Annotated in this window: 12 protein-coding genes; 2 read left to right on the top strand and 10 right to left on the bottom strand. The window is 50.7% G+C overall.

Features of this window, described 5'->3' with window-relative positions:
- Positions 1-5: 5 nt before the first annotated feature.
- Positions 6-554 carry a hypothetical protein gene (locus GC097_RS21710; RefSeq protein WP_171685391.1) on the top strand — a complete coding sequence of 183 codons (549 nt, stop codon included), beginning with the start codon at positions 6-8 and terminating at the stop codon, positions 552-554.
- Positions 555-637: 83 nt separating this feature from the next.
- On the opposite strand, the gene dgoD is transcribed toward GC097_RS21710, so the two are convergent.
- The 7 genes from dgoD to GC097_RS21675 form a co-directional block, all read right to left on the bottom strand.
- Positions 638-1786 (bottom strand): galactonate dehydratase, encoded by a 1149-nt coding sequence (gene dgoD, locus GC097_RS21705; RefSeq protein WP_171685390.1) that lies wholly within the window; start codon positions 1784-1786, stop codon positions 638-640.
- 42 nt (positions 1787-1828) lie between these two features.
- Complete coding sequence (locus tag GC097_RS21700; protein ID WP_171685389.1) at positions 1829-2458, bottom strand: bifunctional 4-hydroxy-2-oxoglutarate aldolase/2-dehydro-3-deoxy-phosphogluconate aldolase; 630 nt, start codon at positions 2456-2458, stop codon at positions 1829-1831.
- A gap of 21 nt (positions 2459-2479) precedes the next feature.
- The gene (locus tag GC097_RS21695) at positions 2480-4096 is read right to left on the bottom strand and encodes a response regulator (protein WP_171685388.1); all 1617 of its coding nucleotides are present in this window, start codon (positions 4094-4096) and stop codon (positions 2480-2482) included.
- The gene (locus GC097_RS21690; RefSeq protein ID WP_171685387.1) at positions 4093-5850 is read right to left on the bottom strand and encodes a sensor histidine kinase; all 1758 of its coding nucleotides are present in this window, start codon (positions 5848-5850) and stop codon (positions 4093-4095) included. The genes GC097_RS21695 and GC097_RS21690 overlap by 4 nt, the downstream gene beginning before the upstream one ends.
- Positions 5851-5937: 87 nt before the next feature.
- Positions 5938-6753, bottom strand: coding sequence for a carbohydrate ABC transporter permease (locus GC097_RS21685; protein WP_171685386.1), 816 nt, complete (start codon positions 6751-6753; stop codon positions 5938-5940).
- A complete protein-coding gene (locus GC097_RS21680; protein WP_171685385.1) occupies positions 6750-7634 on the bottom strand; it encodes a carbohydrate ABC transporter permease in 885 nt (294 codons plus the stop codon). Before GC097_RS21680 ends, GC097_RS21685 begins: the two co-directional genes overlap by 4 nt.
- A gap of 90 nt (positions 7635-7724) precedes the next feature.
- Positions 7725-9074 (bottom strand): ABC transporter substrate-binding protein, encoded by a 1350-nt coding sequence (locus GC097_RS21675; RefSeq protein WP_171685384.1) that lies wholly within the window; start codon positions 9072-9074, stop codon positions 7725-7727.
- A 265-nt stretch (positions 9075-9339) separates the two neighbouring features.
- Between GC097_RS21675 and GC097_RS34790 the strand changes: the two genes are divergently transcribed.
- Complete coding sequence (locus tag GC097_RS34790) at positions 9340-9465, top strand: hypothetical protein (protein ID WP_281364326.1); 126 nt, start codon at positions 9340-9342, stop codon at positions 9463-9465.
- A gap of 21 nt (positions 9466-9486) precedes the next feature.
- On the opposite strand, the gene GC097_RS21670 is transcribed toward GC097_RS34790, so the two are convergent.
- From GC097_RS21670 to GC097_RS21660, 3 genes are all read right to left on the bottom strand, one after another.
- On the bottom strand, positions 9487-9717 hold the full coding sequence (locus GC097_RS21670; RefSeq protein ID WP_171685383.1) for a hypothetical protein: 231 nt from the start codon (positions 9715-9717) through the stop codon (positions 9487-9489).
- A 399-nt stretch (positions 9718-10116) separates the two neighbouring features.
- The gene (locus tag GC097_RS21665; RefSeq protein WP_246294389.1) at positions 10117-11898 is read right to left on the bottom strand and encodes an ABC transporter ATP-binding protein; all 1782 of its coding nucleotides are present in this window, start codon (positions 11896-11898) and stop codon (positions 10117-10119) included.
- Positions 11891-13648 carry an ABC transporter ATP-binding protein gene (locus tag GC097_RS21660; protein ID WP_171685382.1) on the bottom strand — a complete coding sequence of 586 codons (1758 nt, stop codon included), beginning with the start codon at positions 13646-13648 and terminating at the stop codon, positions 11891-11893. Before GC097_RS21660 ends, GC097_RS21665 begins: the two co-directional genes overlap by 8 nt.
- Positions 13649-13674: the final 26 nt, after the last annotated feature.

Raw genomic sequence — 13674 nt, 5'->3', positions numbered from 1 at the left:
CTAAGATGAATACAAAAGAAGCCCATAATTCGAAAACGGCATGGATCCCGCCAAAAGAACGGCTATGGGTGTTCGGCGCCATCCTGGTATCTGTCTTGTTTGTGCTATGGGAGCTTTGGGGCTTGACCCATCTGCCGTCGGCAACTTTGCACAATCGTCGATTCGAACAGACGTATAAGAGCTTTGGCTCGAACGCAAGGTTAGCCTTGTTCTTCGTACTAGCTAATTATGTGCTTGTTTTTATTGTTAAACTCCGTATTTGGGATCAAAGGGACAGGGTCAAAAAGGGGATCGTAGTTTTACTTCGATTTGCTAAAAGATGGCATACTCCTATCGCGATAATCGCGATTGCTCTTATTTTGCTTCATACGGTTGCTGTGTTTATGTATGGCTTCAAATTCGATTTCAACAATATTAGCGGGCTGCTTGCGCTTTTGGTGCTGCTTCCGGTGCCGGTTTCAGGCTTGTTTAGATATAAGCGGCTGGATCGGAAATGGCATTTGCGTTCCGGACTGGCATTCGCGGTTTTATTTCTAATTCACGCTTTTCTGTAAAATCATCATAAAAGAAAAACTGTCCCTCAGGTCGAGTTACAGACCCTTTGGGACAGTTATAAGCTTGGTGCCAGCGGCAATACCTACCACTCAGCCACTGTACCGTCCGCTTGGCGCCAAACCGGGTTCTTCCAGTTATGTCCGATTGCGGCCATTTCGCGGACTTTGTCTTCGTTGATTTCGATGCCGAGGCCCGGCGCGGTTAAGTTTTTGACGAAGCCGTCTTCATATTGGAACACCGCCGGATTGATGAGGTAATCGAGCAGGTCGCTGCCCTGATTATAGTGAATGCCCAAGCTTTGCTCCTGGATGAAAGCGTTCGGAGAGCAGGTATCGAGCTGCAAGCAGGACGCCAGCGCAATAGGACCTAACGGGCAATGCGGCGCAACGGCCACGTCATAGGCTTCCGCCATGGCGGCGATTTTGCGCGTCTCCAGGATTCCTCCCGCATGGGAAAGATCAGGCTGGATAATGTCCACATATCCTTGCGCCAACAGATCTTTGAAGCCCCAACGCGTATACATGCGCTCACCGGTAGCGATCGGGCACGAGGTGTGGCGGGCGATCTCCCGCAGCGCTTCATTATTTTCCGGCAAAACAGGCTCCTCAATGAACATTGGCCGGTACGGCTCCAGTTCTTTGACGAGGATTTTGGCCATGGATTTATGAATACGCCCGTGGAAGTCGATGCCGATGCCGACGTCTTTGCCAACGGCTTCGCGCACAGCGGCGATGCGGGCGATAGCCTCGTCCACCTTGCTGAGCGAGTCGATATAATGCATCTCTTCCGTGGCATTCATCTTCACGGCTGTGAATCCGGCGGCTACTTGCTGCTTAGCGGCCTGCCCGACATCGCTCGGACGGTCTCCGCCGATCCACGAATACACGCGGGTGCGCTCGCGGCAAGCACCGCCCAACAAATCATAGACAGGGGCATTGTAAAACTTGCCCTTAATGTCCCAAAGCGCCTGCTCGATGCCGGAGATGGCACTCGTCAGGATCGGACCTCCGCGATAGAAACCGCCGCGGTACAGCACCTGAAACATGTCTTCGATCCGCATCGGATCTTTGCCGATAATCTGCTCGCTCATTTCCATGACCGCTGCCGCGACTGTATCCGCTTTCCCCTCGACAATAGGCTCGCCCCAACCCGTAATGCCCTCATCCGTTTCTATTTTCAAAAACAACCATCTTGGCGGCACTTTAAACAGTTCTAACTTCGTAATTTTCATGGTATTTCTTCCTCTCCCATACCTAAGAATGATTTACAGGTCTTACTGATTTACTGCCGCCATAAGCTGCTTGGCGTATGTTGTAATCGCAGAGTAGTTTCCGTTTTGAATTTCGCTAAGCGAAATCAAACTTCCTCCTATGCCGACGGAAAAGGCCCCAGCTTCCAGATAAGCGGCAGCATTCTCCTTCGTGATCCCGCCAACGGCGAGAAGATTAACATCGCTCAGAGGTCCTTTTAACTCTTTCAGATAAGAAGGGCCTAAAGAAGAGCAGGGGAACAGCTTCACGGTCGAAGCGCCGAAGTTCATGGCCTGCACAATTTCAGTTGGCGTCAGAGCCCCGGGAATCGGGAGCACTCTACTAGCCAATGCCCGTTCTATCATGCCCTGATCCACATTGGGGGAAATGAGGAACTGCGCACCGGCCCGAATCGCTTCATCGGCATAGGCGGCGTTCAGCACTGTGCCGGCACCGATCGCCATGCGGCCTTCATACTTATTGCGCATCATCTGGATGATCTGGAGCGCATTCGGCGTGTTCAGCGTCACTTCGGCCAGCTCGATGCCGCCGCTCTCTAGCGCCTCAAAGAGAGGCTGTGCTTGTGCGGGCTCGATTCCCCGGATGATGGCAATGACTTTTGAGTTTTTCAATCGTTGCAAGACGTCAGACATAAAGCTGCGCATCCTCCGTTTCTATGAATATTGATCGCGGTACTCCTGCGGAGTCATGCCATAATGCTTTTTGAAGGCGTGATTGAAGGAGTGCGGACGTTGGTACCCGAGCTGCGTAGCGATTTCATAAATTTTGCCCTGGCCTCTTTTCAGCAGATAGGCTGCTTTATCCATCCGCACCCGATTGACATAATCGCTTAGGTTGTCGCCGGTTTCCAGCTTATAAATTTTGGACACATACACAGGGTGCAGATAAACATGATCCGCAATGGACTGCAGCGAAACATCGCCGGCCAGATGCTGCTCGATAAAGGACCTGATGTCATTTATTAAGGTGACTCTGCTGTCCTTCCGCTCCTGATCCATATCCTCCCTCATCCGGTGCAAGGAACGAATGCTCCATTCACGCAGTTGATTGACGGTGCGGAAAGGGATGCCTTCGATCATACGGTCGTAATCTCCGCCGATGAGCTGGTGCAGGGGCCTGCCATTTTTATGAGCAATATAGGCAAAAGCGGACGCGATCGAGAAGTAAACCTCCAGTAAATGCTCCTGCGACTCGGAAAATTTCGTATCCATTTCGTCGAAAATCAGGGTCAACTTGTCGATCGTATCTCCCCAGCGGGCAGCCTCCAGCAGATGGTTAAGCGTAGGAGGTTCGTACAGTCTTTGCAGCGCCGAAAGCTCAGGATGGACAGACTCTTCGCCGAGTCGTATCAATAGTTCATGCTCGCTGCCAATCTGTTTGCGAAAAGCGCTCAAAGAGGCGTTGTACAAGGTCGTAATATCCCGTGGGAATTCCCCCCAACTGCTCAACAGAATGGAGATTTTCCCTTTCAAATAGTTGTTAACGGCTGATTGAAGCACGGAGGCGGTACGTTCGAGCCAAGCCGGATCCTCTTGATCAGCGCTCAGCGACTTCTTTTTCATTACAAAAATCAAATAATCATGTGCATCCTTCGTGTGCCAGCTATCAAAGTTCTCTGCGAATAATTCCTCCACCATATTGCTGATGGCATATTCCATTAAGGAGAGGCGGCTCATGTCGTACTCCAGAAAATCAGACTCAAGCCGGATCATCATCAGCACACAGGGCTGTTCATGGAAATCGGGGAGTTCCAGCATCTGCATTTTGTCCCGGAGGGATTGCCCGGTTAATTTGCGCCCCAGAAGCAGGTCGCTCAGCAAATTCCCCCGCAGCAGAGGGAGGTTCTCCTTGACGGTATAGCTGAGACGCTGTTTGGAGAAAACCTCCTGCCACTCTTTCCGCAGCTTGTCCATCACTCGCCCGACAGCGGCTAACAGATCGTGCTCCGTGACGGGCTTGAGCAAATAATCCTCCGTCCCTTGAAGGATCGCTTCTTTGGCATAGTTAAAATCGGAGTAGCCCGATAAGAGAATGCATTTCGTTTTCTGCCATCTGCGGTTAATTTCAGCAATGAGCTGCAAGCCGGATATGCCCGGCATCTGAATGTCCGTAAGGACAATATCGATGGAGAATTGCTCCAGCAGCTCCAGCGCTTCCTTGCCCGAGTAGGCTTTGAAAACTTGCTCAATACCAAGCGACGCCCAGTCAATGGTGGCATGAAGCCGATCAACGACGTGCGCTTCATCATCGACGATCAAAAGTTGAATCATAGCCTGTTCTCCCCGCTATCAGCCGGAAGGCTCGCCTGCGCACCGCGCTTCCAAGTTAACACAGCCTTCAAGCCTCCTTGGTCACCGGGATAAAAAGTCAGTCCCGATCCTTCCCCGAATTGGTAGTAAAGCCGATGGTGCACATTCCAAGTCCCGCAGCCGATGTCGTCGGACATCGGGGAATGCAGCTGCTGCAGAAGCTGAATCAATCCAGCCTCGTCAAGCCCTGCGCCGTTATCTTCAATAATGATGCGGTTCCAATACTCATCCTGCTCGCCGGTGATGGCGATACGGTCGCCTTCTGCACTGCGCTCGATCCCGTGGATAATGGCATTCTCCACCAAAGGCTGGAGGATCAGGCGGGGGACCCATTCGTCCAACATCTCATCGGGAACGGAAATGTCATATTTCAGCCGATGAATTCTAAGGTGCTGAATGTTCAGGTAGTGCCCGACCAAGTCGAGCTCATCTCCTAACCTGACGGCCTGCTTCTCAACCCTTGTCGTATACCGGTAAAACTCGGCCAAATTTTGCGCCATCGCTACGACAGACTCTTTGTCCTCCATCTCGGCCGAATTGATGATGAAGAACAGGGAGTTATATAGAAAGTGCGGATGAATTTGCGATTGCAGCTGCTTAAGGGTCGCCTCGCGGGACCGTATTTTCTCGGCATAGACGTCTTCGACCAGCACTTGTATTTGCTCTGCCATTTCATTGAAACGTTGAATGAGAAAGTCAAATTCGTTCTTGGCACTGTAGTTAATGCGGGCCGACAAATCGCCCCGTTTCACCTTTTGCACACTTTGAATCATCTTGCCGATCGGGATTTGGACATTTCGATACAGCAGGAAAGAAGCCAGTACACTCATTACAAGCAGAAGCCCAATAGAGATGTAAAATAATTTGCGTGTCATGGTAATAGGGGAGAGAATCTTCTCGACTGGCACATAATCCACCAAATACCAACCGAGCTGCGCCGATTTCACATAGCTGATCAAATACTGCTGTTGGTCGATCTTGAATTGAACTTGACCGGAGCCCTGGAGACTCTGTCCGATGAGCTGATCCCTCACGGTTGTAATAAACTTCGAGTTAGAGGAGCTGTTCACGATCAACCCCTGTTGACCATTCATAAAAAAAGGATCGCTTCGCTTGTCCTGCTTGTACACATCCAACAGCTGCACCATGTTTTGTACGCTGAACCTCACCTGATAGAGCACATTGGCCTGATCCACCGTCTGCGCGCGAATCGGCTCGCTAATTTCCCGGATGAAAGACCCGACGCCTTTGTCGCCTTCGCGTTCCTCATAGGTCCAAGTGCGCTGAATCGCTCTATGCCAAGGCCATACATCCGTGCCATTGACGAAAATACTGGAGGAAAGCACCTGCTTCCCCTTCGGAATAGCCACGGTGAGCTCATTGACCCATCCGCTGGATACGCTTTGCAGGCTAAGCTTTTGAATGATTCGCGATTGTTCCTTTAACACGTCATAGTTCGGCGAGTCGCTCCGGTTGATATATTCCCGCATATAAGGATCGCTGCCCAGAATAACCGGAGACATCGCTAGCCGCTCCACATCCGTATCCAGTTGATGCATAAAGAAGGACAACTGATTTAAATTCGATGATTGAATTTGATCCTGCACCACGTTGTTCGTGATCCGGTTCGTATAGCTGTAGAGAAGTACGATAGGAATGAGCAGTAAGACCAGCATGATTAAGATTTTGCTGAAAATATTTAGTTTATAGGGCATGCCAAATCACCTTCCGGTTCTGCTAAGCGTTATAACTAAGAGTATACGCCTACAAGAGAAGCCATCCAAATGAAGAACCATGAATGATTAGCCTTTAACAGCACCTGCGGAAAGTCCGCTGACAACATAACGCTGTGAAACAAGAGCGATGATCAACACCGGAAGCGTAATGATACAGGCGGCAGCCATGAGAGCACCCCAATTAATTTCCGAATAAGACATAAAGTTAAATACGGCAATCGGCAGCGTCTTCGTTTTTTCTCCGGCCAGAATGACCGAGAACATGAAGTTGTTCCAAGAGAAGATAAACGAAAGCAAAGATGCTGTAATGACGCCCGGACCGGAGATCGGCAAAATAATCCGCAGAAATACCTGATGATGCGTACAGCCGTCAATAAGCCCGGATTCCTCGATTTCCGTTGGCAGCGCCTCGAAGAAAGAGATCATAATCCAGATGATAAAAGGCAGACCGACGAGCATATGGCTTAAAATGAGTGCGGTATACGTGTCCACCAAGTGGATTTTGGAAAACAAAATAAACCAAGGAATCAGGAACGTAATCCCAGGGATGATCCGTGCGACAAGAATGAGAAGCCCAAGCTTCTGCAGATGATGCCTTGCAATCGCGTAGGCCGCCGGGAGGCCTAAGATAAGGGATAACAGCGTTGAACCAAAAGCCACGAGGAAGCTGTTCCAGATGAATTTCAAGAAATCGTATTCCTGAAACACGCTGACATAGTTATGAAACGTTGGTTTGAAAATAAACATTTGACCTGTCGACAAAATTTGCGATTGTGTCTTAAAGGAGGCGAGCAGCATCCAGACAAACGGGAATGCAAACACGATGAGAACGATGAAGGTGAGCAAAGTTTGCAGGAATCTTGAACCTCTTTTTTTCTTCATGATGTCGCTCCCTCCATTCGTTTACGCATCCAAATCATGAATAAAGTAAGCCCCATCACCAAGGCGAAGAAAATGACAAGCAGGGACGAAGCCATGCCGAGCTTAAAGTATTGGAAGCCGAGCACATAGCCGTATAGATTGAGCGTCTCCGATGCAAAGTTAGGCCCGCCTTGCGTTGTTGCGTAGATGATATCGAATGTTTTCAAAACGTCGATTAAACGGAGCATAGCTGCCACAATAATCGTTGGTCTTAAAAGCGGAAGTGTGATGGAAACAAACTTTCTCCACGTACTTGCGCCGTCTACATCAGCGGCTTCATAAGGGTCTGATGGCAGCGTAGCCAAACCGGCCATGATGATGAGCGCGATCATCGGCGTCCATTCCCAGACGTCTACAATGACAAGAGAAGGGATGACCTGATTCGGGGAAGCCAGCCATAGCAGAGGTTCGAGTCCGAATGTTTTGAGCAGCATGTTGGCGACACCGATGGTCGGCTCGTAGATGAGCATCCAGACCAAGCCCATGGCTACCGGTGTGGCGACCATCGGAAGCAGGAAAACGGTTTTGACGAGATTTTTCCCGCGGAACTCTCTGGAAAGCAGCAAAGCGATGGCGATGCCAAGAATAACCTCCAGAGCAAGCGCCGCAAAGGTGAAATAAAACGTTGAGCCGGCGGCATGCCAGAAGCGCTCATCTTTGAATAAGGCTAAATAGTTGGACAGGCCCACCCAAACGGGAGGCGAAGTAGCTGACATGCTCCATTCGTAGAAGCTGATTCGAACCGTGTAGATGATTGGAAACAGCATCATCAGCATGACGAAGATGACGGCCGGGAGTGTATAAATCCATTTTAAGTTGCGGTTAAACCAACTGTATTGCACGCTGCATTCACCCTTCCTGATGGTATTGAATTCCCGTATGAAAGGAGAAAAGGGTCATCAGATGACCCTTTTCACCCATCAAACAGCTATTTATCTCGTTTTATCTTTATCGATAATTGTTTGCAGCGCTTGATTCGCCTTGTCTGCAACCGGCTGGATATTCGTTTCGCCAGTCATCACTTTTTGTACGATTTCACCGACAGCATCACGGGCTTCGCCTACGCTAATAACCGTTGGGCGGTCGTGGTCAATACCGGTTTTGGCACTTTCCTTGATAACCGGTACAAGCTCAGCCGGGAAGCCGGTTGTGCCTTCCGGTTTATCCCAGACCGAAGCGCGGGCGCCGGGGTTGCCTTTTTGCTGCGTTTTCAGCACGATATCTTTGCTCGTTGCCCACTGGATGAACGCCCAAGTCGCATCTTTATTGTTCGATTTGGCATTCATCGCAAGTCCCCACGAAGTGATGCTGTAAGGCTTGGAGCCTGCTTTGCCGCCAGGGAAAACAGCGAAGCCAACTTGATCGGAGATTTTGGATTTCGTCGGATCTGTCGCATTTTGATACAGGGAGTTCGCATCCGTTAAGAAAGCAACCTTCCCTTGAGCGAAGATACCGAAAGCTTGCGGCCAGGACATGTTAAGCACACCCGGAGGCGCGAAGTCTTTCAGCAGCGTACCGTAAGTCGTAAAAGCTTTGATCGCTTCAGGCGTATTGATGCTGGCTTTCTCGCCCGTAGTGAAGTCCGCACCTTCCGAATACAGGAAGGAAGACACCTGGGTAACGAGTGGCGAGCGTTGGCCCCTAGCGACGAATCCGTACATTTCATTCTTCGGATCGTGCAGTTTTTTCACCGCAGCCGTAAGCTCATCCATCGTTTTTGGCACGGCAATGCCTGCCTTTTGCAGCAGATCCTTGCGGTAGTACAAAATCTCTTGCTCCGTAATAATCGGAATACCCGCTAATTTAGATTCAACCGTTGTCGAGCCGATGGCTGACTTGGAGAAATCGTTAAAGTCGTAATCCTTTGCTTTTTGTGCGTAGTCATCAAGGGGTTGTACCCAGCCGTTTTTGTAAAAAAGCTTGCCTTCTTGCAGAGGGCGGTACATGAAAACATCAGGCGTTGCGGAACCGGACGTGAATTGAACCGTCAGCTTCTGTGTCAGCTGATCTTCGAAGAAGCTTTCAACATTCACCTTGATGCCCGTCTCTTTCTCAAAGTCCGGCAATAACGGCTTGATGGCCTCTCCCCAAGGATGGTTGGCTGTCACGAGCGAGATCGTTTTACCTGCATATGGCTTTGCGTTAGCCGTTGCTGCTGCTCCCGCAGTTGGTTGAGTAGAGGGTTGCGCCGTGTTCGCCGTACTGCCGCAGCCTGCCAATAACGTTGCAGCCATAACAGCCGTCGTCCCGGCACCGATCCATTGTTTGAGTGATTTTTTCATCTAATCTATGACCTCCCAAGTACTTAGAAATGAATGTGTTTACATCTCTAAGAGTACCCGATACCTGTATGGTGTTGATATAACTAAGATTCAAGATGCATAACTAGGGCTGAAGATAATTTATGTTAGGGATAGGATGCCCTGATTGAGTGCTGATTTACTTCCTTCAAGCATAAAAAGCCCTATTAGGAGGGCACCTTCCTAAGTGAATAGACATACTCACCCAGTTTAAAATGCAATCCAATACGGCGCTATGCAAGCGGGAATGAACGTGCGGCAGAGCATCACGAAGAGCAGTCAATGCAATAAGCTCCAAAACAATGCGGCAGGAGAAACGGGAGTAGTTGAAGATCCGACAGTTCATTGCGGCTGTGCAGGGGAAACGTGGTAGCAGTTTTGGAAATAGAAATCGTTAGCTAGCTTTATTTTTTTCTCTTTTAACATAATTGAGAATCAAACTAGCAATATTCACGATTATAAATATAGTAAGCAAAATATTCGTGGTATGCAGTTCTCCCTTTAACTGGGCTATATCTGTTTGTAATCTTAGTGAAAGGTTATTGGTTTGATCAGCTACATTTCCAATCCTGCTGCTAATATCGTTAAAAAACTGGTGAAGTTCCGAAAAGTCCAAATCACTCATCCTCCTAATATAGATTCTATTTTCTATATAATACAATATATTTCTATTAATTTACATTTATTATAGTATATTATCTATACCTTGCCGTGAACGACTACTGTGGCAGAATCCGGAAGGTCAAATAAAAGAGCTGCTCTCGAGTAGAATCTTCTACGGAGAACAGCTCTTTATATTATGAATCTACTGAAAGGGAACTAGAGTCCGCTATTTAAGTGAAATCAGCTGATTTCAGTATGGAAGCGGAACTACAGGGCTCTATTTGCCCGTTGAGAGGCCCCAATAGGCCAATTCCCTTTAAATAACGGATCATAGTTCCTCTTAAGCCGATCAAAAGCCGCTTTTGCCGGAAATAGCGGACTCTAGTTCCCGCTCCAGTGACAGGGAAGGTACTGCCCAAAGCTAAAGCGAGCTAACCTGGCTGAATTGGTTGGCATACAATTCATAATAATGCCCACGGAGCTCCAGCAGCTCCTCGTGCGTGCCCCGTTCCACGATCTCGCCGCCGTGGATGACGAGAATCGCACTCGCTTCGCGAATCGTGCTGAGCCGGTGGGCGATCACGAAGCTCGTGCGCCCTTTCATCAGAACGCCCATCGCCTGCTGGATGTGCAGCTCAGTGCGCGTGTCGACGGAACTCGTCGCCTCGTCGAGCACAAGAATCGCGGGGTCGGCGAGGATCGCCCGCGCGATGGTCAGCAGCTGCCGCTGGCCCTGACTCAGGTTGCCGCCTCCGGCGGTCAACATGGCGTCATAGCCGTTAGGCAGCTTGCGAATGAACCCGTCCGCGTTCGCCAGCTTCGCGGCGGCTTCGACTTCTTCGTCCGTCGCGTCCAAGCGGCCGAACCGGATATTTTCTCGGACCGTATCCGAGAACAGGTACACATCCTGCAGCACGATGCCGAGGCGGCTGCGCAGGCTGTCTTTGTCGAGGCTGCGAATATCGCGGCCGTCGATCGTGATGGAGCCTTCGCCGATGTCGTAGAAGCGGGTCAGCAGGTTGATGATCGTCGTTTTGCCCGCGCCCGTCGGCCCAACCAGGGCGATCAAATCGCCGGGTTCTGCGGCGAACGAAACATCGCTTAGCGTAGGCACATCGTCCGTATAACGAAAGGATACGTTTTGAAAAACGACTTCCCCCTTAACGTCCGTTAGCTGCTGAGCACTAACGCTCGCATCGTATTCCGTCTCGCGATCCATCACCTCAAAAACACGCTCAGCCCCCGCAATGCCGGACTGAATCATATTATACTGATTGGCGAGATCGTTGATGGGACGGCTGAACTGTTTGGAATAGTTCAAAAAGCTAATAATAACCCCAACCATCGTCCAACCTTTAAGCACCATCCAGCCGCCGATGGCAGCCAGCAAAATAAAGCTGAAATGATTGATCATATTCATGCTGGGTCCCATCATGCCCGAAAGCTGCTGAGCCCCAGTGCCGGCTGCACGCAGCTGCTTGTTGATCGTATCGAGCTGACGGACAGTTGCGGCTTCGCGGCGGAACGTTTTGACGACCTTTTGCCCGGAAATCGTTTCTTCGATTAGGCCGTTAAGCTCGCCGAGCCGCTGCTGCTGTTCTTTGAACAGGCGCTGGGTGTGTTTGGTGATTTGCTTCGTTGTGAAGAGGACGATCGGAACGGTAATCAACGCGACGAGAGTAAGCCAAATATTCAAAGTCAGCATCATGATAAAAGACCCGGCAATCATAATGATACTTGTGATAATCTGCGTTAAATTTTGACTAAGCGTGGTCGCAACGTTATCGACGTCATTTGTCGTACGGCTCATAAGCTCGCCGTGCGAAGTTTTGTCGAAATAGGAGATGGGCAGCTTGTGCAGATGACGAAACAAATCCTGCCTCATTTCCCAAACGGTCCGCTGGGAGACTCCGGCCATGACATACGACTGGATCCACGTCGCGGCGCCGCTGAACAAATAACAGCCAAGCAAAAGGAGACAGAGCCCAAGCAATCCGCTCCGGTCCCGCGGTACGATGTAATCGTCAATCGCGACGCCGATTAAATAAGGTCCGAGCAGGGCAAGACCGCTGCCGAGCACAGTAAGAATAATGACGGTAAGCAATCCGGCACGTTGATGCTGCAGGTAGCCCCACATGCGAAGGAGGGTTGTGCCGATATGTTTGGCACGCGGCTTGCGCGGCGGTGTCATCTTTTTAGCCATGAAGGGCAGTCTCCTTTCCTTGCTGGGAGCGGTAAATGTCTTGATAAACGGCGCTTGTCGCCAGCAGCTCCTCATGAGTTCCGCGGGCGGCGACGCGGCCCTCGTCCAGAACAAGAATTTGATCGGCATGCAGAACCGATGAGACGCGCTGCGCGATAATGATGCGTGTGCTGCCGGCCATCAAATCTTGCAGGGAGCACTGGATGCGTTTCTCCGTGCCGAGATCGATGGCGCTGGTGCTGTCATCCAGCACAAGGAGCGGCGATCGCATAAGCAGAGCTCGCGCTATCGCGATTCGCTGCTTTTGACCGCCGGACAGATTCACGCCGCGCTGTCCCAGCTTCGCCTCGTACCCCTCGGGCAGCTGGCGGATGAAGCTATCCGCTTCGGCTGCCTTAGCGGCTGCTTCGATTTCGGCATCGGAAGCTCCCGGCTTGCCGAAAAGCAGGTTGTCGCGAATCGTCCCGCTAAACAAAATGGACTGCTGCAGCACGATCCCGATTTGACTGCGCAGCTGCTCCACGGGCATCTCTTTAATATCGACGCCATTCAGGAGAATCCGCCCTTTCGTTGCGTCATAGAGCCGGGGGATCAAGCTGACGAGCGTCGATTTACCGGACCCGGTCGCTCCAAGGATCCCGATCGTTTGGCCTGGCAGCAATTTAAAAGAAATATTCTCGAGCACAGGCTGATCAGGAGCCGACTCGTAAACGAAAGAGACGCGCTCAAATTCCAGCTCACAGCCGGCCATTGGCGATTTAGGCTCCGCATGGGCTTCATGCCGCTCCTGCACAGGTTCGTTCATGTCAGGTTCCGTCTCCAGCACTTCACGGATGCGTTCGGCGGAAACTTGAGCCCGGGAAATATTCATCAGCGTATTGCTGATCGAAACAAGCGAATACAAAACTTGCGTGATATAGATGATAAAAGCGGCCAAATCGCCAATAGCCATAGAGCCGCTCCAGGTCTGTCCGCCGCCGAACCAGAGAACCGCTACGATGCTCATGTTCAGAATCAATGTCATCAGCGGGCCGCTTGTCGCCAAGGCGCGGGCGGAGCTGAGACTGGCGTCGAGCAAAGCGGTGTTCGCTTTGCCGAAGCGGGTCCGCTCGAAGGCGGCGCGAACGAAAGCTTTGATCACCCGAATGCCTGTGGTGCTTTCCTGCATAACGGTATTGACGCGATCGAGCCTCGTCTGCATTAGGCGAAACAGTGGCGTAGAGCGTTTCATTAGTACATACAAAATAAGAAATTGAATCGGGACGACGGCCAGCAAAATCAAGGAAAGCCGCGGCGAGATGACAATCGCCATGATGATGCTGCCAATGAGCAGCGATGTTTCCCGCGTAAATTGGCGCAGAAGAATTTGCAGGATATTCAGCATTTGCATGACATCGCCGGTCAAGCGGGTGATCAGGGAACCGGTTGAAAAAGTATCCAGCTGCCGGAACGAGAAGGATTGCACTTTCTCAAATACGCTCAGCCGCAGGTCTGCGCCGAAGCTCTGAGCGGCTTTCACTGTAAAAAACGTACAGCCGACCCCGCCGACAAGACCGACAAGGGCGACGCCAAGCATGTGCAGGCCTGTCGACCACACCAAGGCAAGATTGCCATCGGCAACCCCGTGATTCACAATAGTCGCCATGAGGCGGGGCTGGGACAGATCCATGCAGACCTCCAACACCATCAGCAAGGGGGCAAGCAGCGTAATCAGCCAATAAGGTTTAACAAACGATCGTAGTTTCCACATCGCAAGATATCCTTTCTTTTGTTTGT

Origin of the sequence: Paenibacillus planticolens (assembly GCF_013141725.1) — a bacterium.
Classification (GTDB): domain Bacteria; phylum Bacillota; class Bacilli; order Paenibacillales; family NBRC-103111; genus Paenibacillus_E; species Paenibacillus_E planticolens.
Note: the sequence above shows the minus strand (reverse complement) of the source record. Positions and strands in the feature narration are given on the sequence as shown.

Bases quoted from the DNA above. Each gene is read 5' to 3' on its own strand.
- GC097_RS21675 (WP_171685384.1), bottom strand. From the start codon at position 9,074: ATGAAAAAATCACTCAAACAATGGATCGGTGCCGGGACGACGGCTGTT.
- GC097_RS21700 (WP_171685389.1), bottom strand. From the start codon at position 2,458: ATGTCTGACGTCTTGCAACGATTGAAAAACTCAAAAGTCATTGCCATC.
- GC097_RS21665 (WP_246294389.1), bottom strand. From the start codon at position 11,898: ATGGCTAAAAAGATGACACCGCCGCGCAAGCCGCGTGCCAAACATATC.
- GC097_RS21670 (WP_171685383.1), bottom strand. From the start codon at position 9,717: ATGAGTGATTTGGACTTTTCGGAACTTCACCAGTTTTTTAACGATATT.
- GC097_RS21660 (WP_171685382.1), bottom strand. From the start codon at position 13,648: ATGTGGAAACTACGATCGTTTGTTAAACCTTATTGGCTGATTACGCTG.
- GC097_RS21695 (WP_171685388.1), bottom strand. From the start codon at position 4,096: ATGATTCAACTTTTGATCGTCGATGATGAAGCGCACGTCGTTGATCGG.
- GC097_RS34790 (WP_281364326.1), top strand. From the start codon at position 9,340: ATGAACGTGCGGCAGAGCATCACGAAGAGCAGTCAATGCAATAAGCTC.
- GC097_RS21690 (WP_171685387.1), bottom strand. From the start codon at position 5,850: ATGCCCTATAAACTAAATATTTTCAGCAAAATCTTAATCATGCTGGTC.
- GC097_RS21685 (WP_171685386.1), bottom strand. From the start codon at position 6,753: ATGAAGAAAAAAAGAGGTTCAAGATTCCTGCAAACTTTGCTCACCTTC.
- dgoD (WP_171685390.1), bottom strand. From the start codon at position 1,786: ATGAAAATTACGAAGTTAGAACTGTTTAAAGTGCCGCCAAGATGGTTG.
- GC097_RS21710 (WP_171685391.1), top strand. From the start codon at position 6: ATGAATACAAAAGAAGCCCATAATTCGAAAACGGCATGGATCCCGCCA.